This is a genomic window from Chitinophaga sancti, from assembly GCF_034424315.1.
GTDB classification, from domain to species: Bacteria; Bacteroidota; Bacteroidia; order Chitinophagales; family Chitinophagaceae; genus Chitinophaga; species Chitinophaga sancti.
Genome location: NZ_CP139972.1, coordinates 3088024 through 3110311, shown reverse-complemented (window position 1 = coordinate 3110311; position 22288 = coordinate 3088024). Strand labels below are relative to the sequence as shown.

General features: G+C 45.5%; 1 protein-coding gene. It reads left to right on the top strand.

Annotated elements, in window-relative coordinates; genetic code table 11:
- Positions 1-613 precede the first annotated feature (613 nt).
- Positions 614-22285 (top strand): non-ribosomal peptide synthetase, encoded by a 21672-nt coding sequence (locus U0033_RS11795; RefSeq protein WP_072361445.1) that lies wholly within the window; start codon positions 614-616, stop codon positions 22283-22285.
- Positions 22286-22288 lie beyond the last annotated feature (3 nt).

Genomic DNA, 22288 nt, shown 5'->3' with positions numbered 1-22288 from the left:
ATACTGCTGCCATATTTCTTTATTAAACATTAAACTCCCCCTTAAAATTTTTTTGTGCAATTCAAATTATTCGCTATTATTGCCTCCTCATACTCATTATTTCTCGTCTTGCAAATACAGGAATGGTACTTATAGTAGCGTTACTATGCCTTGAATTGACCACCTGATATCTATGCAAACCCATTTTTTTAAACTCAAAATAAGAACCCTTATGTCACTACCATTACCCGAAAGTTCCCGTAGTTGTTGTTAAAGCTTGTGATAAATGTATTACTCAGCGTCCTACCCCGGTACAGAGCTCAATTTTCCTGAACATACTGTAACTACTATTCAGCAGAAGTGTTACATTTTTAACCTTTAGAGTGTAAAGGCACTATCTGTATTGAATTTGGTAAGCCTAAGTACTTCACTTAATTGTTCCCATTCTTTCCACCAGCATATGCCCATAGAGTATCTGTTTGTCATGACGTGTCTTGCCTGATATGTCGTGTCTGATTTTGTATTGTTCTACAGGGTGCCTGGCGAAATGTAGTACGTTATTCCTTTGAATAACTGACCTGGGATCATCATGTCTATACCTTTTGTTATTTGATAATTGTTAAAGTTGACCAGCATGATCAACGATATCCAACATAAACTGCTAGAAGATTACTGGAAAAGCAAAATAAAAGACAAGGAGGTGCTTTCGTCTGAAGGTGAAGCCCTGCTTGCAACTGAGCGTTTGCTGATCAGTACTCAGCAGCTGAGCTATTTCAGGAAGATCACCCGCGAGCAGCCACTGGCTGAGTATGCAGTTTTTCTGACGCTTTATATACTGTTATTGAAAAGATATTTCCGCGATTTTGAAGGAACTATTTTTTCTGCAGATAGCTTTGCCGGAGAGCTGAATGGTAGTACTCATCCTGTATTGTTCACCTGCCATACTGCAGGTGCAAATTCTTTTAAGGAGGCGCTTTCAATAGTGAGCAGTGAGTTGATGGAAGTACGCCAGTATGCGGAGTATGACCCAATTTTATTGCACAGGAAATTAGGAGAGAAACGTTTTGATCAGCTCACACCTTTTGGAATAAGTGGTCCTGTAGTAGGAAAATTGAGTAGCCCTGCTATACACTTTGAGCTTCGTATTGAGAAAATGCAACAGGGAGATATCGCTATTGGGATACAGTATTCTCCAAGGTTTGCAGATAAGCATATTGCGGAGGGGGTATTAAATAATTACAGACGGTGGCTCACAGGAATGGATGCTTATGTCAATACCCATCCCGGGCAGTTGCCCATCCTGACAAATGCAGCGCGGGAACAGGTGTTGCAGGAATTTAATAATACAGCCCGATCATATCCTGAGGAGGCTACCATCGTCAGCTTGTTTGAAGAACAGGTGCGATCGCATCCAGATGAAATAGCCCTTATGCAGGGTGATACGGTGCTTACTTATGGGGAGCTGAATAAGAAGGCGAATCAGTTCGCTCATTATCTCGTTAACCATTATAAGCTGGGTGCAGATGATGTGATTGGGATATTGTTGCCCAAGTCTGCAAAAGCATTGGTGGCTATATTGGCAGTCTTAAAAACTGGCGCTGCCTATCTGCCTATAGATATGCAATATCCAGAAGAGCGGATACGCTATATTATCAAAGATAGTCAACTGAAGCTGATGGTCGCTGAGACAGCTGCTATACAGGAAGGAAATATAGAATGTGTGATGATGGATGGATGGGAGGTGTCAGACGGATCTGATAGCGACCTGCAACTGCCAGTAAGTCCAGGAGATCTTGCTTATGTGATCTATACTTCTGGTTCTACCGGCGTTCCCAAAGGCGTGATGGTGGAACATAGGAGCAATGTGAATATGTCGCTGGAGCAAATCCGGCAGTTCGGGATCAGTGCTGCTGACAGAGTGGTTTGGTTTGCTTCTGTTTCCTTTGATGCTTCTGTTTCTGAGATCATGATGGCATTGTACAGTGGTGCATGTCTGCTTATCCCACCGGGAGAAATGTTGAAAGATCCTGCTTTGTTTGGGTCATATCTGCGTACGAGTGCAGCTACAGTAGTAACTTTCCCGCCGAGCTATTTGGATCTGGTGAGTGATGAAGATCTCGCAGGTATACGATGTGTGATCGAAGCGGGAGAAGCGGCGCATGTGCAGCGTTCCGCTGCTATTGCACAGCGAATAGCCTGTTATAATGCTTATGGTCCTACTGAGTGTGCAGTATGTACAAGTATTTACAAAGTAACGGAGGGTGATAGTGACAGGTTATCTATTCCTATAGGTAAGCCTATTGCAAACCTGTCTGTTTATATTCTGGATGAACAGCTACAGCCACTTCCTGTGGGTGTATGTGGAAATATTTATGTAGCAGGTGTGGGCGTGGCAAGAGGCTATATACACAATCCGGCACTTACGGCAGAGAAATTTGTGTGGGATCCGTTTGTATCCGGAAGCAGGATGTATGATACCGGCGATCTGGGAAAATGGCTGCCAGATGGGAATATTGAGTTCCTGGGCAGAAGAGATGAACAGGTGAAGATACGTGGATATCGCATTGAGCCTGGGGAAATAGAGACGGCATTGCTGCGTGGTTTTCATGCTATACAGCAATCTGTTGTTGTCGCTGGTAAGGTAAATAATGCACCTGTACTGATCGCTTATTATGTTGCTTCAGCTCCCATTGATAAGGCATCATTAAGGTTGACATTGCTCAGTACTTTGCCGGAATATATGATCCCTGCTTTTTTTGTGCATTTGCCGGCTTTACCGCTGACACCAAATGGAAAGGTGAATAAGAAAGCATTGCCCGCAGTAAGAGCAGGCGGAATAAGAGAAGGGTATGTAGCGCCGTCTGATGAGCAAAGTAAAAAGCTGTTGAAGATCTGGCAGGACGTGCTGGGTACACAGGAGATCGGGGTGACGGACGACCTTTTTGAATGGGGTGGAAATTCTATTACTGCCACACGTATAGCTGCTGCCATCAGGAGTGAGCTTTTAGTGGATCTGCCACTGAAGCATCTATTTACCCATGCTACTGTAGCAGCATTAAGTACACTGATCAGCAATCAGGATAAAGCTGCTTCCTTGTCTAAGATCACTGCTCAGCATAGGAAAGATCGGTTACCATTGTCCTTTTCTCAGGAACGTTTGTGGCTGATCCATCGCATAGAAGGTAGCAGCCATTATCATATTCCGGTAGTGGTAAAGCTGGAAGGAGAACTTGACTGGAAGGTGTTATCTGCTGCTTTCTCAGGCGTGGTAAACCGTCATGAGGTATTACGCTCTGTGATTGAAGAAAAAGATGGAGTCGTTTATCAGCGTATACTGGAGGAAGGACAATACCCACTGGAGCTCATAGAAGATAATAGTACTAATCTGAACGGTATCATTTATGAATTTGCGTCCAGACCTTTTGATCTGTCGGGAGAGCATTTGCTGAGGACAAGGTTGATAAGGCGCTCTTCCCATGAACATATACTGGTGATGGTTATGCACCATATTATAGCCGATGGCTGGTCTATGCCATTACTGGTAAATGAGCTGATAGAGCTGTACCAGTCTGCTAAGGAACAAAGGCCTGCTATATTGCCTGCGTTATCTGTACAATATGCGGATTATGCTATATGGCAACGCCATCATCTGCAGGGGGAATTACTGGATAGAAAACTATCCTACTGGAAAAATAAACTGGCAGGGATCACTTCGCTGGAGTTGCCTACGGACTTTTCCCGGCCGGCAGCAAAAAGTGTAAAAGGGAATACCCTGCATTTTACTATTCCGAATGAGCTGAAGACGCAATTGGAGGCGCTTTCAAAACGTGAAGGAGTTACTCTTTTCATGACCCTGCTGGCTGCGTTTAAGGTTTTGTTATATAGATATTCTGGTCAGGAGGATATCAGTGTGGGTGTGCCTGTAGCCAACAGGGACAGGCAGGAGATTGAGTCACTGATCGGATTTTTTGTGAACACGGTGATACTGCGTAGTGATCTGGGAGATAATCCAGTGTTTAAATCGCTACTGGCCCGGGTGAAGGATACAACACTGGAAGCCTATGAGCATCAGGATACGCCTTTTGAAAAGGTGGTGGATGCTGTAGGTGCTTTGCGGGAACTTAACCGCACAGCCCTTTTTCAGGTATTGTTTGTATTACAGAATAATGCTGGTGTCTCGCAATCCAACATCGGAGATGTTCATTTCTCAACAATCCCGTTTGAGCTGGGAACATCCCGGTTTGATCTGTCCTGTAGCATGACAGAAACTGCAGAAGGGCTGAGTGTAGATATACAGTATCGTCCGGATCTGTTCAGGAAAGATACTATAGAACGCATGCATTCGCACTATGCAGCATTGCTGTCGGCTGTTGTTATAGATCCATGGCAGCGTATAGGTGCACTGGCGATGTTGGATCCAAAAGAAGAGCAGCAGCTGATCAGCCAATACAATGATGTACTGGTGACTTATCCTGCTTCGGGGACTATTGTAGATCTTTTTGATGCGAAGGCCATTGAAGTTCCTGAAGCTACTGCTGTTGTTTTTGAAGGTAAGACACTGACCTATGCGGAAATCAGGAGTCAGTCGGACAGGCTGGCGCGTCATTTAATAACCCAGGGAGTGGGAAAGGATAGCCTTGTATTACTGTGCATGGGTGAATCCATGGAAATGACAATTACAGCGATCCTGGGTATCCTGAAAGCGGGTGCTGCTTATGTACCACTGGATCCGGATTACCCACAGGAGAGGATTGATTATATTATTGCTGATACAAGTGCTTCAATGGCTGTGACGGATAGTATTGGGCAGGCATTGCTGCATGGAAAGCCACTGACAACTATCCTTGTAGATCAGGCATTGCCTGAGCCTAAAAAAACACCATTGCCCGCGATTGAGGCAGATCAGCTGATATACGTGATCTATACTTCCGGATCAACCGGTACTCCAAAGGGTGTAATGATCACTCATCAGAACATCATGGATTATGTGCATGGTCTGCTTGAAAATACGGATTTAGGGGAGAGCCGGTCTTTCGGTCTGATGTCTACCATCGCTACTGATCTTGGCAATACTGTATTATATCCAGCCATGGCTACGGGAGGTGCCCTTCATTTATTCAGGAAGGATACGCTGACCTCACCACCTCTTTTACATACCTATTTCCATACCCATGCGATAGATTGCATCAAGATCGTACCTTCTTATTGGAAATCGCTGGAGCTGAATGGTCGGATATTATTGCCGGCACGTATGATCATATTTGGTGGTGAAGCGTTACCTGCCGGCATCCTGAAAAGCATTTATGCAGCTGCACCAGATATTAAGATCGTTAATCACTATGGTCCTACGGAAACTACCATCGGAAAGCTTTTACATAAAGTGGATCCACATGGGGCTTATGAGATTGTTCCGATAGGGAAACCTTTCTCGGATACGAAGATATTTATAGTCGACAGGAATGGCGCTTTATGTCCTGTTGGAGTACCGGGAGAATTGTTAATCGGAGGAGCTGGAGTTGCCAAAGGATATTTGAACAGAGATGCGCTTACAAGGGAGCAATTTATTATAAATCCTTTTGACAAGGATACTAATAGGAAGCTGTACAAGACCGGAGATTGGGTGCGGAGAAGGGCTGATGGGAATATTGAGTTCCTGGGGCGTGTGGATGATCAGGTAAAGATCCGTGGATACCGGGTTGAGCCGGGTGAGATTACAGCCGTACTAAATAGCTGCCCTTTACTGGATCAGGGCATTGTCGTGGCACGTGAAGATGCGGGAGGGCATAAGCGGCTTATCGCTTTTATAGTGGCAGTGGGTCGGTATGACAGAGAAGGTATCCTGGCTTATCTGAAACAGCGGTTACCAGATTACATGGTGCCTTCATTACTGGTAGAATTATCTGCATTGCCTTTGACTTCCAATGGAAAGGTAGATAAGAAAGCATTGCCAGATCCGGATTTGTCAGTGTTGGTTTCAAATGAATATGAAGCCCCGGGGAATGAAATAGAAGAGCAGCTGGTGATGATATGGCAGGAGCTGTTGCATGCAAAACGTATCGGGATCCATGATAACTTCTTTGAGCTGGGGGGTGATTCTATTATCAGTATACAGGTAGTCAGCCGTGCCAGTCGTTATGGGCTGACCCTGCATCCACGTGATATCTTTGAATGCCAGACGATTGCTACGCTGGCGGCAAAGGCGAAAGAAGAACAGGAAGAGGTAAGTGCAGAGCAGGGAATGTTGACTGGAGAAGCTGCGTTGTTGCCGATACAACGATGGTTTCTGGAATTAGATTATGACCACCGTTCCCATTATAATCAGTCACAGTTATTAAGTATAGAAAAAGCGATCACTATTACACAGTTGTCGCATGTATGGAAAGCACTGATATTACAGCATGATGCGTTACGATTTGCTTATGAGCGGTCAGCGGATGACTGGATACAACGGTATAGCGATAGGCTGTCAGCGTTGGAAGAAATGGAGCTGACAGGTAGTATTACAGCTTTATGTGATGATTACCAGAGTAGCCTGGATATAGAGAAAGGCCTGTTGATAAAAGGAGTGTTGATCAAGACGTCATCTTCTGAGCGCTATAACCGTTTATTACTGGTGATCCATCACCTCGCAGTGGATGGTGTTTCATGGCGTATCCTGTTGGAACAGTTCCAGACAGCATTGAAGATGGTGGTGGCAGGAGATGCCATCCATCTTGGGAAAAAGAGTACTTCTTACCGGCAGTGGGCGTATGCGCTGAAAGCGTATGCGGTAAGCCCGATTGTTACATCTCAGTTAGCTTACTGGAAAGAAGTCATCTCTCATTATACCCCATTGCCAGTAGATAGGGCTGGTAATAATACCGCCGCCACCCGTGTGCATCACACGGTACAGCTGGATAAGGATCTGACCCGATCGCTGTTGCTGGAAGTGAATAATGCTTATAATACAGAGATCAATGATATCTTATTAAGTGCCTTGTCGAAGACATTATTTGCATGGACAGGATCGTCCAAAGTGCTGATAGGGCTGGAAGGACATGGAAGGGAATTTGTAAATGGGAAGATGGATACCAGTAATACAGTAGGGTGGTTCACCAGCTTGTATCCTTTATTACTCAATACTGAGGATCTTGCCACGCCGGCAGATCATATCAGAAGCATCAAAGAGCAATTGCGCCATGTACCGCAGAAAGGTATTGGATATGGATTATTACGTTATCTGCATCCAGAGAATCATTTGTCAGAAGGGCAATGGGATATCGTATTTAACTATCTGGGACAGGCAGATAATGTAGTGTCGCCAGATACATGGATACACAGTGCTACAGAGACTACCGGCAGTAACATCGGCAGCTCATTTCCTTTTAGCAGGAAGCTGGATATCAACAGTATTATCAGAGATGGCGTATTGACGTTACATTGGAACTATTCTCACGAACAATATGATGCGCAGACGATTACTAAGCTGTCGGCATCTTTTATTCATCATTTAAGCGAGCTGATAGCCCATTGCCGTGAGCTCGGTGAAAGGGAGCACACGCCATCGGACTATGGACTGGTGCCGGAAGTCGGGTATAAAGAATTATCCCTTTTCCTGAATAAACTCGGCAGGGATACCATCAGTGATATATATCGGCTCAGTCCTTTACAACAGGGAATGTTGTTCCATTACCTGTATGATAAGGATGGAAAGGCCTATGTAGAGCAGTTAAAGATGGATTTCCCCCAGGGTATTGATCTGAACGCATTTGCTGCTGCATGGGAAGACCTGTTGACACATCATACCATTCTGAGGAGTGGATTTTTTGCAGATTCGCTGAGCATTCCAGTACAGGTTGTATTCAATAAAGTGAACCTGCCATTTGAGGTACTGGATTATAGTTATCTCAGTGAGGAAGAGCAGGAAACTCATCTGACAGCTTTCCTGGCGGCCGACCTGCAACGTGGGTTTAACTTCCAGGAACCGCCATTAATGCGGATCACCCTGATACGGCTGAGTGAGCAGCTGTACAAAATGGTGTGGACACACTATCATATTATTCTGGATGGCTGGTCCAATACCTCACTGATAGCCTTCTTCCAGCAGGCTTACGCGGCTTATTCCAGAGGACGTACGCCCCAAAGCAGGCCTAAGGATCAATATGGAGATTATATCCGCTATATCGCAGGTACTGATCATCATGCTGCGATGTCTTTCTGGAAAAACTATATGTCCAACCTGGAGCAGAAGACCCTGTTGCCTTTTGCCGCGAATGTATCCGATCATCAGCGGAACAAAGGTGGGGCTGCTGTGAAACATGAGCAGTTATTGTTTGGACCTGTTTTGACTAAACAGGTAAGGGAATATTGCCAGCAGCACCAGATCACGGTGAATACTTTTGTACAAGGTATCTGGTCATTGTTGCTGAGCAGGTACACTGGGAATAACGACGTTGTATTTGGTGTCGTTGTATCCGGACGTCCTTCAGATTTAGCGGCTTCAGAAAGAAGGGTAGGCCTATATATCAATAACCTTCCTTTACGTAGCAGGATAGCAGAAGATGAGCTGTTCGTCGACTGGGTACGGTCTTTACAAAAAGAACATACGGAAGCACGTCGTTATCAGTATACTTCATTGAATGAGATTCAACGCTGGGTTGGATTAAACGGAGAGCCATTTGATACGATCCTGGTATTTGAAAACTATCCAAAGATGGATACGGAGGAGGCACCACTGCTTTCCATAGGGAAGATCGAATTGGAAGAGCGCACCAACTATCTGCTGACCGTTACAGCAGTAGATCAGGAACCGGGGCTTCGTTTTGATCTGGGCTATAACAGTGCATTGCTGGATAAAGCATACGTGGAAATGATCAGGGGCCACATTGAAGTGATAGTACCACAATTGTTGAGGGTAAGGGACATAAAGATTTCCGACGTATCAATACTTACAGATAAAGAGCGGCAGCAGTTATTGACGGACTTTAATAATACACTACAATCCTACCCGCAGGATATAACAGTGGTAACGCTATTTGAGGAGCAGGTGGAAAGGAATGGGGAACAGCCTGCGCTGGTATATGGAGAACATACCATTACTTTCAGAGAGCTGGATGTACGTGCCAATCAGGTAGCTCATTACCTGCGCGCAAAAGGGGTAAAACAGGAAGCGCTGGTAGCCGTATGTATGGACCAGTCGATAGATATGATGGTGAGCATATGGGGCATTATGAAGGCAGGGGCGGCTTATGTGCCACTGGATCCGGCTTACCCACTGGAGCGTATTGCTTATATGATGGAAGATACCCGGGCTGCTGCTGTCATTACCACAGAAAATTATGCTCATTTATTTGATGAGGAACGTGCTGTCGTACTGGATAAAGAATGGTCAAAGATCGAACAAGGACCTCTGGCGGCACCTTACAGGCAGATAAGTATCCACCATCTGGCTTATGTGATCTATACTTCCGGTTCTACCGGACAGCCTAAAGGAGTAGCCATTACTCATCAGAGCCTGAATAATTATATCGCCCATGCTATTGCGGCCTATTCGGTAGAAGGCGCTCATGCAGGTAGCTATATACATCTGCCGCCCACTTTTGATGCGGCTATAACTGCTTTTTATGTTCCCCTGTTAGTTGGGAAATATGCGGTGATAGCAGACCGTAAGGGCTTGGATGCTTTTGCAGATCCGAATCTGGTCAGGTATGCCCCATATGATTTTATTAAGCTTACTCCCAGTCATATGACGATACTGGGAAATAGTGTAGAAGAAGCACAACTGAAGGGGCTAACTTATAAATACGTTTTAGGAGGAGAGGCCTTGCATCTGAAGGATGTAGAGTTCCTGTCAGATAAAGGTATTTCCGTTGATATTATTAATGAATATGGGCCTACAGAAGCGACAGTAGGCTGTAGTGTATATACATTCAATACCGGGGATCAGCTGATCCCTACGGATGCGGGCATTTCTATTGGCCGTCCTATCCCAAATACAAGTCTTTATATATTGGATGTTTCGGGAAGGCCTGTGCCTGTAGGCGTATCGGGAGAATTGTATATCGGAGGAGTGGGACTGGCAACGGGGTATTTACACAGACCCCAGCTGACATCAGAGAAGTTTATTACGAATCCATTTGGTGAAGGACGTCTGTATAGGACGGGGGATGTGGCGAGATGGTTAACCGATGGGAATATTGAATACCTGGGCCGTATGGATGATCAGGTAAAGATACGTGGCTATCGTATAGAGCTGGGTGAGGTAACAGCGGTGCTAAATAACTGTTCTTTACTGGATCAGGGTATTGTGATCGCACGTGAAGATGGAAATGGTCACAAGCGTCTGATAGCTTATGTTGTAGCAGCGGGGCGTTATGACAGGAACGGTATGCTGGACTATCTGAAAGCACATCTGCCAGATTATATGGTGCCATCCTTATTGGTGGAATTATCTGGGCTGCCTTTGACATCAAATGGAAAGATTGATAAGAAAGCGTTGCCAGATCCGGATGTATCTGCGCTGGCATCCAATGAGTATGTAGGACCTCGTAATGCAACAGAAGAGCGGCTGGTAACTATCTGGCAGGAATTGTTGCACGCGAAACGGATTGGGATCTATGACAACTTCTTTGAGCTGGGTGGTGACTCCATTATCAGTATACAGGTAGTGAGCCGTGCCAGCCGTTATGGACTGACCTTGCATCCACGTGATATATTTGAGAGCCAGACAATTGCTGTATTATCGGCAAAACTACAACAGGAGCAGGTTAGCACGGCAGCTGAACAAGGGGAATTGTCTGGTACCGCTGAATTATTGCCGATACAGCAATGGTTCCTGGAGCAGGAGTATGATAGTCGTTCTCATTACAATCAGTCACAACTATTAAGTATAGATAAGGCGATCACTTTTTCACAGTTATCGCAGGTATTTAAAGCATTGGTATTACAGCATGATGCCTTACGTTTCAGTTATCAGCAGATAGGAGCTCACTGGATGCAACGTTATAGTGACACGCTGCCGGTGCTGGAAGAGGTGGTGCTGAAAGAAAATATCACCGACATCTGTACCCGTTATCAAAGTAGCCTGGATGTGGTTAAAGGGCAATTGATAAAAGGAGTGTTGATCAATACGCCATCGTCAGAGCGTCACAACCGGTTATTGCTGGTGGTGCATCACCTGGCAGTGGATGGTGTGTCATGGCGTATACTGCTGGAGCAGTTCCAGACAGCGCTGAGTATGGTGCTGGTAGGAGATGCCATTAATTTGGGCAGGAAGAGTAGTTCCTACAGGCAATGGGGCGATGCGCTGAAAGCGTATGCGGTAAGCCCTCATATTACTGGTCAGTTATCTTACTGGGAAGATGTTATTGCTCATTATACCCCGTTGCCAGTAGACAGGTCTGGTCACAATACAGCTGCGACTCGTGTACATCACAGTTTACAGCTGGACCGTGAGCTGACACGTTCATTGTTGTTGGAAGTAAATACTGCTTATAACACAGATATCAATGATTTACTATTAAGCGCTTTGGCAAAGACCTTATGTGCATGGACAGGAGAATCTAAATTGCTGGTAGGTATAGAAGGCCATGGCAGGGAGTATATCTCACATGAGCTGGATACCAGCAAGACAGTAGGTTGGTTCACCAGTCTGTATCCATTATTGCTGGATGCGGGTGATATCGCTACTCCCGGCGATCAGATCAGGAGTATCAAAGAGCAATTGCGTAATGTGCCTCAAAAAGGTCTTGGGTATGGGTTATTGCGCTACCTGCATCCGGAGAAAAGCTTATCTGCCGGACAATGGGATGTCGTATTCAATTATCTCGGACAGACCGACAATGTACTGGAAGATGATGCGCTGCTGGAGGCTGCTACAGAGGATATGGGAGCCGTATCAGGCGCGGGATGGCCTTTTGGAAGCAAACTGGATATCAGTGGGGTGATCAGTGATGGCCTATTAAATATGCGCTGGAGCTATTCGCACGAGCAATATAATGCACAGACCATTGCAGGCTTGTCGGCTTCCTTTATTGATAACCTGCGTGAGCTGATAGTGCATTGCCGTGAGCTAAGTGAAAAAGAGCATACGCCTTCTGATTACGGATTGGTACCGGAAGTAGGTTATAAAGAATTGTCTCTTTTCCTGGATACACAGGGCAGAGATCAGATCAGTGATATTTTCCGTATCAGCCCTTTACAAAAGGGAATGCTGTTCCACTATTTATATGATAAAAGCACTTCTTATCTGGAACAGGTATTACTGGATTTCCCTGCAGGGATAGATATTGCTGCGTTTACAGATTCCTGGAGTTATATACTGCATCAGCATACTGCATTAAGGGCTGCTTTTATAGTGGATGTATTAAGCATTCCTGTTCAGGTAATACATAAGCAGGTAGAGATGCCTTTTGCACTGCTGGATTATAGCCATTTGAATAAAGAGGAACAGGATGCTGCATTGTCATCATTTCTGGAATCCGATTTCAGACAGGGATTTGATCTGCAGGCTCCCCCGTTGATGAGGATCACGCTGATCCGCCTGAACAGTAAGCTGTACAGGATGGTTTGGACACGTTATCATATCGTATTGGATGGATGGTCCAACTCTGTACTGATCGGCGAGTTTTTACAGGCTTATACTGCACTGGTGAAAGGCAATAAACCGGCAGTAAGGGAGGAGGATAACTATGGAGATTATATCCGCTACATAGCAGGTATTGATCACCATGCTGCAGCACATTTCTGGAAGAACCGGATGGCAGGGTTTAGTAAATCTTTACTGCCATTTGCCGGTAATATCCAGGATCATGAACGGAACAAGGGAGATGGAAAGGTAAGGCATGAGTTTCTTCGTATCAGCCCTGCATTAACAGAAGACCTGAAACAATATTGTCAGGGGCAGCAGATTACCATGAATACGCTCATTCAGGGTGTATGGTCCTTATTGCTGGGAAGATATACAGGTAGCCGGGATATAGGATTTGGTGTGGTTGTATCCGGAAGACCGGAAGATCTTCCTCATGCAGAAGAAAGGGTAGGATTATTTATTAATAATCTACCTCTTCGTGTCAGCATTGAACCAGATCAGACAGTAGGCAGCTGGTTGCGTAAACTGCAAAATGACCATACGGATACAAGACGCTATCAATATGTATCTCTTAATGACATACAGCACTGGACAGACCTGAAGGGAGATCTTTTCGATAGCGTACTGGTATTTGACAATTATCCCAAAGCAAAATACAAGGCAGAAGAGCAATTGTTAAAAGCAGAAGGGCTGCATCTGAAAGAACGCAGGAACTATCTGTTAAGTCTATCTGTAAGTCTTCGGGAACAATTGGTCATTGACTTCGCGTATAACAGTGATCTTTTGCAATCTGTGTATGCCCGGATGATAAAAGGGCATTTTGAACAGGTGTTTAACCACCTGCTTAATGTAGGAGAAGAACGGGTCGCCGATATCAAGATATTGACCTCTGCAGAAGAAGAGGGTTTACTGGTTGAGTTTAATGATACTACTACTGAATATCCGAGCGACAAAACCATTGTAGATGTCTTTGAGGAGCAGGTAGGCAAAACACCTGATCAGACAGCTTTGATCTATAAAGGGGAGGCCCTGACATATCAGGAACTGAATGAGCGTGCAGATCGTCTCGCCCATTATTTACGCACTGTATATGCTTTACAGGCTGATGATCTGGTAGGTATTATGATGGATCGCTCCATATGGTCAGTGGTGGCTATTCTTGGGGTGTTAAAGGCAGGTGCGGCGTATGTGCCAATAGATATCACTTATCCACTGGATCGTAAATCCTATATTATAAATGATACGGGGCTTAAGGTGCTGATCATTGAATCTTCGTCCATGTTTGATACCATGGACCTGCAGGTGAGCATATTGCCCGTGGATCTGCAATTTGATGATTTTGAAAAGAAGGATGTATATAAGCGGGATTATGAGATCAAGCCTACAGACCTGGCTTATGTGATCTATACATCCGGTTCGACTGGCCTGCCTAAGGGTGTGATGATCGAGCATACCAGCAATGTAAATATGTCGCTGGATCAGATCCGAAAGTTCGGGGTTACTGCCAATGACAGAGTGCTGCAATTTGCTTCTTTGTCATTCGATGCTTCTGTTTCTGAGATCTTTATGGCCTTTTATTGTGGGGCTACACTGGTATTAATACCTGAAGCTGTTATTGCAGATGCAAACAGCTTCCTGACCTATATAAAAGAGCATAGCATCAGTGTGATCACTTTCCCGCCAGTGTATCTACAGACGCTGGATCGCAGGAAGATGCCTGCTTTACGTGCCATCATCACAGCAGGGGAAGCAGCTATAGTAGCAGATGCCCTTTATTATGCAGGTATTGGTGGCTATTACAATGCTTATGGCCCTACTGAATGTGCTGTCTGCGTATCTACCTATGCAGTGGATAAGCATGCTGACATACGGAATCAGATTCCGGTAGGCAAGCCATTGGCGAATATGAAGGTATTCATCGTGGATGCGCATATGCAGTTAGTGCCAATAGGTGTGGAAGGGCATTTATATGTGAGCGGTGCTGGTCTGGCACGAGGTTATCTGCACAGGCCAGCGCTGACGGCGGAGAAATTTATTGCGAATCCATTTGGCGAGGGGCGTTTGTATAAGACAGGTGATGTTGCCAGATGGTTGCCGGATGGAAATATTGAGTTCCTGGGCCGTGTGGATGATCAGGTGAAGATCCGTGGCTATCGCATAGAGCTTGGGGAGGTAAACGTTGTGTTGAATAGCTGCCCTTTACTGGATCAGGGTATTGTAATAGCCCGTGAAGACGGAGGTGGTCATAAGCGGCTGATAGCTTATATCGTAGCAACGGGGCGCTATGACAGAGAAGCTATCCAGGCATATCTGAAGCAGCGGTTACCAGATTATATGGTGCCTGCTCTTCTGATGGAATTATCCGCGTTACCTGTGACGACTAATGGAAAGATAGATAAGAAGGCTTTGCCGGATCCTGAAGTATCAGTATTAACGAGCAATGAATATGAGGCGCCCAGGAATGAAACAGAAGAGCGGCTGGCCACTATCTGGCAGGAGTTGTTGCATACTAAACGTATCGGGATCCATGATAACTTCTTTGAGCTGGGGGGTGATTCTATTATCAGTATACAGGTAGTCAGTCGTGCCAGTCGTTATGGATTGACCTTGCATCCGCAGGATCTTTTTGAGGGCCAGACCATAGCGGTGCTGGCGGCGAAGCTGCAGGAAGAGCAGACGAATAATGCTGCAGAGCAGGGAGTACTGACGGGAGAAGCTGCGTTGTTGCCTATACAGCAATGGTTTCTGGATCAGGATTATGATAGTCGTTCTCATTATAATCAGTCACAGTTATTAAGTATAGATAAGGAGATCTCTATCATACAGCTGTCGCATGTATTAAAAGCCCTGGTATCACAGCATGATGCTTTACGATTCCGTTATGAACAGCTGGCAGATGCCTGGGTACAGCGATATAGTGATACGCAGCCAGAGATGGAAGAAGTTGTGCTTGCAGGTAGTATTACAGATGTCTGTGACATATACCAAAGGAGTCTGGATATAGAGAAAGGCTATCTGATAAAAGGTGTGCTGATTAATACGCCATCCTCTGAGCGTCATAACCGTTTATTACTGGTGATTCATCACCTGGCGGTAGACGGTGTATCGTGGCGCATTCTGCTGGAACAGTTCCATGCAGCATTGAAGATGGTGCTGGCAGGAGATGCCATTCATCTGGGTAAGAAGAGTACTTCCTACCGGCAGTGGGCGGATGCGCTGAAAGCGTATGCGGTAAGCCCGATTGTTACATCTCAGTTAGCTTACTGGGAAGAAGTCATCTCTCATTATACCCCATTGCCAGTAGATAGGGCTGGTAATAATACCGCCGCCACCCGTGTGCATCACACGGTACAGCTGGATAGGGATCTGACCCGATCGCTGTTGCTGGAAGTGAATAGTGCTTATAATACAGAGATTAATGATATTTTATTAAGCGCCTTGTCGATGACATTGTCCACATGGACAGGATCCTCCAAAGTGCTGCTAGGAATGGAAGGTCATGGCAGGGAATATATTTCACATGATCTGGATACCAGCAAGACAGTGGGCTGGTTCACCAGCCTGTATCCGATATTACTGGACACCGGAGATATTGCTACAGGGGCCGATCAGATCAGGAGTATCAAAGAGCAGTTGCGTCATGTGCCACAGAAAGGTCTTGGGTATGGATTATTACGTTATCTGCATCCGGATAAACGTTTGTCTGGCGGACGATGGGATATTGTGTTCAATTATCTGGGACAGACAGACAATGTACTGGAAGATGATACATTGTTAGGAGGGGCACAGGAACATATGGGAGATACTACTGGTGCAGGATGGCCTTATACTACGAAGCTGGATATTAGTGGTATTATCAGCGAGGGGATGTTGACAGTTCGCTGGAGCTATTCACATGAACAATATGATACGCAAACTATCGCAAGCTTATCGGCTGCTTTTATTGATCATTTAGGTGCATTGATCGGGCATTGCCGTGATCTGGGAGAAAGAGAGCGTACGCCATCTGACTATGGTCTGGCGCCGGAAGTCGGGTATAAAGAGCTGTCCCGTTTCCTGGATGCTAAAGGCAGGGATAAGATCAGTGATCTGTATCGTCTCAGCCCATTACAGAAAGGCATATTGTTCCATCATCTTTATGATGAGGATGGAAAAGCATACATGGAACAATTAAGGGTTGATTTTCCGGAAGGAATTGATCTTGTCGCTTTCAGGGCAGCCTGGGAGGATCTGCTGAAGCATCATACCATATTGAGGAGTGGATTTTTTGCAGATGCCCTGAGCATTCCTGTACAATGTGTGTTCAAAGAAGTAAGCCTGCCATTTGAGGTATTGGATTATAGTTATTTAAGTACAGAAGAACAGGAAGCACATCTGACAGCTTTCCTGGCGGCCGACCTGCAACGAGGTTTTAATTTCCAGGAAGCACCATTGATGCGGATCACCCTGATACGTCTCAGTGAGCGATTGTATAAAATGGTGTGGACCCATTATCATATCATTCTGGACGGCTGGTCAAATGCTTCGCTAATAGCCTCCTTCCAGCAGGCTTATGCAGCCTATTCCAGAGGGGGGGCTCCGGTAGGTAAGACCATTGATCATTATGGAGATTATATCCGCTATATCACCCGGACTGACCATTATGCCGCGATGTCTTTCTGGAAGACCTATATGTCGGATATTTCCAATAAGACCTTATTACCATTTGTATCCAATATATCTGATCATCACAGGAATAAAGGCGGCGCAGCGGTGAAACATGAGCAGCTGTTGCTGGCACCTGTATTGACAGAGCAGGTTAGAAGCTATTGTCAGCAGCATCAGATCACGGTAAATACTTTTGTACAGGGTATCTGGTCTATTCTGCTGAGCAAGTACACAGGCAGTTCCGATGTCGTGTTTGGCGTAGTGGTATCTGGTCGTCCTTCAGACCTGCCGGAATCAGAACGTCGGGTAGGTTTATACATCAATAACCTGCCTTTGCGGAGCAGGATAGCAGGCGATGAGCTGTTGATCGACTGGTTGCGCTCATTACAAAAAGGCCATACTGAGGCCCGTCGTTATCAATATTCATCACTGAATGAGATCCAGCAATGGATTGGTTTACATGGTGAACCATTTGATACGATAGTAGTATTCGAAAACTATCCGAAGATGGAATCTCCGGAAGCCGCCCGTCTGCTGCCTGCCGCGAATATCCAGCTGGAAGAGCGCACCAATTATTTAATGACCCTCACTGCTGTAGATCAGGAAGAAGGATTGCGTTTTGATTTTGGTTATAATAGTGAGCTCCTGGCACCCTATTATTCAGGCATGATCAAAGGTCATTTTGAAAGTACCTTGCTGGAGCTGCTGAAAGCTGCTGACAAGCCGATGTCAATGATATCCATTCTTGCCAGGGATGAACAGCAGCAGTTGATCACAGCATTTAATGATACGGCCGTGGATTATGCCAGAGAAATGACTATCGTAGATCTTTTTGAGGCACAGGTGGAAAAAACGCCGGATCATATAGCCCTGGTTTTTGAAGGAAAGTCACTGACGTATAAAGAATTGAATGAAAAGGCCAATCAGCTGGCATGGCACCTGAAAGAAAAAGGGGTGAAAGAAAGGGATATGGTGGCTATTTGTATTGACCGCTCTCTGGACATGATGATAGGATTGTTGGGTATCCTGAAATCGGGAGGAGCCTATATCCCGTTGGATCCTACCTATCCTGTGGATCGCCTTATATATATGCTTGGCGATTCAGAAGCTGAATATCTCCTTGTTAATAATGATACGCAACATATACTTCCGGCTGATCAGGTAAAGCATACGCTGAACCTGGATGAACAGGCGCTGCAACAGCTATTGGCCGGTAAACCTGGTTCTGACATACGGTTACATTGGAAAGAGCAGCCACTGGCTTATGTGATCTATACTTCTGGTTCCACCGGAAGGCCTAAAGGAGTGATGATCCATCATCGCAATGTGACGAATTTCTTTGTAGGACTGGATATAAAATTCGGCAAGTCAGAAAAGCAGGAGACCTGGCTGGCAGTTACCAGTATAAGCTTTGATATTTCAGTATTGGAATTATTCTGGACATTGACCAACGGCAAAAAAGTAGTGATATTACCAGACAGACCGGTGCCGATGACAGAAAGAACCGTCATGGATTTCAGCTTATTCTATTTCGCTGCACAGGAAGAGATCACTGCCGGCAATAAATATCGGTTATTACTGGAAGGGGCAAAGTTTGCCGACAATAATGGACTGGAGGCTGTCTGGATACCGGAGCGCCACTTCCATAGCTTTGGCGACCAGTTCCCTAATCCATCCGTGGCAGCTGCAGCAGTGGCTGCGCTCACAAATAATATCCGGATCAGATCGGGAAGTGTGGTATTACCTCTCCATGATCCCATCAGGGTCGCGGAAGAATGGTCCATGGTGGACAATCTTTCCAATGGCCGCGTAGAATTGTCGGTAGCTTCCGGATGGCACCCCAATGACTTCGTCTTTATGCCGGAGGATTATAAAACGCGTCATCAGAAAATGAAGGATAAGCTGGTAACACTGCACCAGTTGTGGAATGGAGAAACAGTGCTTCGTAAAAATGGCGCAGGCAATGATTTTGCTGTTACCATACATCCTAAACCAGTACAGTCCTCATTGCCGATATGGCTTACAGCAGCAGGCAATCCTGAGACATTTAAATATGCAGGTAGTATCGGCGCGAATGTGCTGACCCATCTTTTAGGCCAATCGATAGAGGATCTGGGAGATAAGATCAGTCAGTACCGTGCGGCGCTGGCAGCAAATGGCTTTGATCCTGAACAGGGAAGGGTGGCTGTCATGCTGCATACCTTTGTAGGGGATGACCTGCAGGTTATCAAAGAAACAGTAAAAGAGCCGTTTAAAAATTATCTGCGCCATTCTATTGATCTCCTGAAACCAGTGGTGGATCAGGCAGGGCTGGATCCCGAAACGGATCTTGAAGTCATACTGGAAATGGGATTTCAACGCTACTTCTATTCCAGTGGTCTCTTTGGTACGCCCGAAACATGCCTCTCCCGTATCCGGGAGCTACATGCAGCAGGTGTCAATGAGGTGGCCTGTCTGATTGATTTCGGTATAGATGTAGACATTACTCTGGCACATCTGCCATTCCTTAAAAAGCTCCAGGACCTTATCAAACAGCTGGAGGTTCAGAAAAAGCTGCTGGCAAAAAGATTGGAAAAGAAATGGGCTCCTGAGGAGCTGATGCAGGAACATGGTGTTACACATATGCAATGTACACCTTCCTTTGCCCGGGAACTGGTGACCACTACTGAAGGACAGCTGGCTTTACAACAGATGGAAGCTGTGCTCGTAGGTGGAGAAGCTTTGCCTGTCTCCCTGACAAGAGAGCTGTTCCGGTATATGAATGGGTCTATATTCAATATGTACGGGCCTACGGAGACAACTATCTGGTCTACCATCAAGCAGATCATAGATCCTGATAAAGTAACCATCGGTACCCCAATTGCCAATACGCAGATCTATATTTTAGATACCCTGGGCCATCTTACTCCTGTAGGTGTAGCAGGAGAATTGTGCATAGGAGGAGAAGGTGTTGCGGTAGGATATTTGAAGAGACCCGGGCTTACTGCAGAGAAATTCTTTGATAATCCTTACAGACCCGGTGAAAAAGTATATAGGACCGGCGACCTGGCGAGATGGCTGCCAGACGGAGAGATCGAATGCCTGGGTAGAATAGATGATCAGGTGAAGATTAGCGGACACAGGATAGAGATGGGCGAAATAGAGACCATCATGAAAGAGTTTCCACATATCCATGAGTGTGTTGTCGTGAAGAAGGAGGATGCGAATAATAACAAACGACTGGTGGGTTATGTGGTGCCGGGGCCTGCCTACAATAAGCAGGAATTACAGGAATATATGCGTTCCAGGCTGCCGGCTTATATGATCCCTTCTTTCCTGCTGACCCTTGAAAAATTGCCATTGACCCCAAATGGAAAGATCGATAAAAAAGCGCTGCCGGATCCTGCAGATCCTACCTTATATGAAGGGCATTATGAAGCGCCTGCCAATGAGACGGAAGAACAGCTGGCGAATATCTGGGCTACATTGCTGAAGATGAAAAAGGTAAGCATCCGGGATAACTTCTTTGACCTGGGTGGTAATTCCTTTATGGCCATTCAGATCATCACGCTGATAGGAAATACCCTAAAGGTGAAGATCAGTATCAAAGACCTTTTTGAACACCCAACTATCGAAGCGCTGGCCAGACTAATAGATGCTCAGGAAAGAAAATTTGAGAATAGTCTGCTGCTTGCTCCTGTCTCCGATAGCTATCCATTGACAGAGATTCAGAAAGCCTATTGGCTGGCTTCACAGCAGGACAACGTATCTGTTTCTTATAACACAACGCTGGGCTGGAATGTGAAAGCTGCGATTGACCTGGATAAGATCGCATCGGCATACACATTGCTGCTGGATAGACATGAGATCCTGCGTTATATTATCGATTATGATGAAAAGGGTGAGCTGCGGTTTTATCTGCAGGACCCTGCTCAAACAGCCGAAGGTTTCATTTTCCTGGACATGGTCAATGAGCCGGTAGACGAAAAAGGGGCGATTCGTTTATTTGATGAAGAGAACAAGTTCCTCTTTGATTTCAGGAAAGGGCCATTGATGAGAATTAAGATCATAAGGAACACACCGGCTGAATACTTTATATTCTTCAATACCCATCACATTATATCAGATCCATTCTCTTTACAGATTATTTTCAATGATCTGCTTTTATCCTACCACTATCTGCAGCAGGGTAGAAGTGGGGTGCTGCAGCCTGTTCCGAAGTTCTCCTTCAAAGACTATTCCTGGTCACAGGCAACGCAGGCGCGGGAAGAAGACCAGCTGAAAAGCGAAAATTTCTGGAAGACTTATCTATCGGGTCGCCAGCTTGGTGTCAGATTACCTGGAGCCAGGTCATTACCGGCAGCATCCAATCAGGCGGGTGTAGTAAAACTGGTGATCAATGAGGCAGGATGGGTCAATACCATGAGGACTTATAACCGGGAGCGTCAGGGTACTATGTTCGTAATGTTGCTGTCGCTGGTGAAGACATTGATATATCTGGAAACGGGCCAGCAGGATCTTAGTTTTGGCTGTCCGGTAAATAGTCGTAACAATCATGAATTGTCCAATATCGTAGGCCTCTTCCTGAATACGATCATTGTGAGGACTATCGTAGCAGCAGATCCGGGATTTGATACTATTTATGAGATCGTGAAGGATGCTACAGTCTCTGCACTTGCGCATAGTGAATATCCTTATCTGAAGCTGGCAGTGCTGGAAGGAGCGGAGACGGGAAAAGGAGGCGGAGAGTTTAATATTGGTTTTAACCTGAACCCTAAAGTACCTACCCGCAATATTAATTATCCTGGATTTGATTTCAAGCCCCTGCAAAAAGAAGAGCGATATGTAAAGGCGGATATCTGGTTTGATATTACAGAGCTGGAAGATGCTGTTTCCTTTGAAGTCTCTTACAGGAAGGAGGTATTTGAAGAATCCTATATCAGTACGTTGCTGGATAAGCTGAAATACCTCATCGGACATTGTCTTGCTGATAGTCAGCTGTCATTATCATCGATTCAGTCACTTGTAGCAGCCGATGAGAAACAGGCGAAAGATTCCAGAATGAAGCATCAGCGGGAGTCTAATATTAAAAAATTGAAAAAACACCTTTAAAGC

Bases quoted from the DNA above. Each gene is read 5' to 3' on its own strand.
- U0033_RS11795 (WP_072361445.1), top strand. From the start codon at position 614: ATGATCAACGATATCCAACATAAACTGCTAGAAGATTACTGGAAAAGC.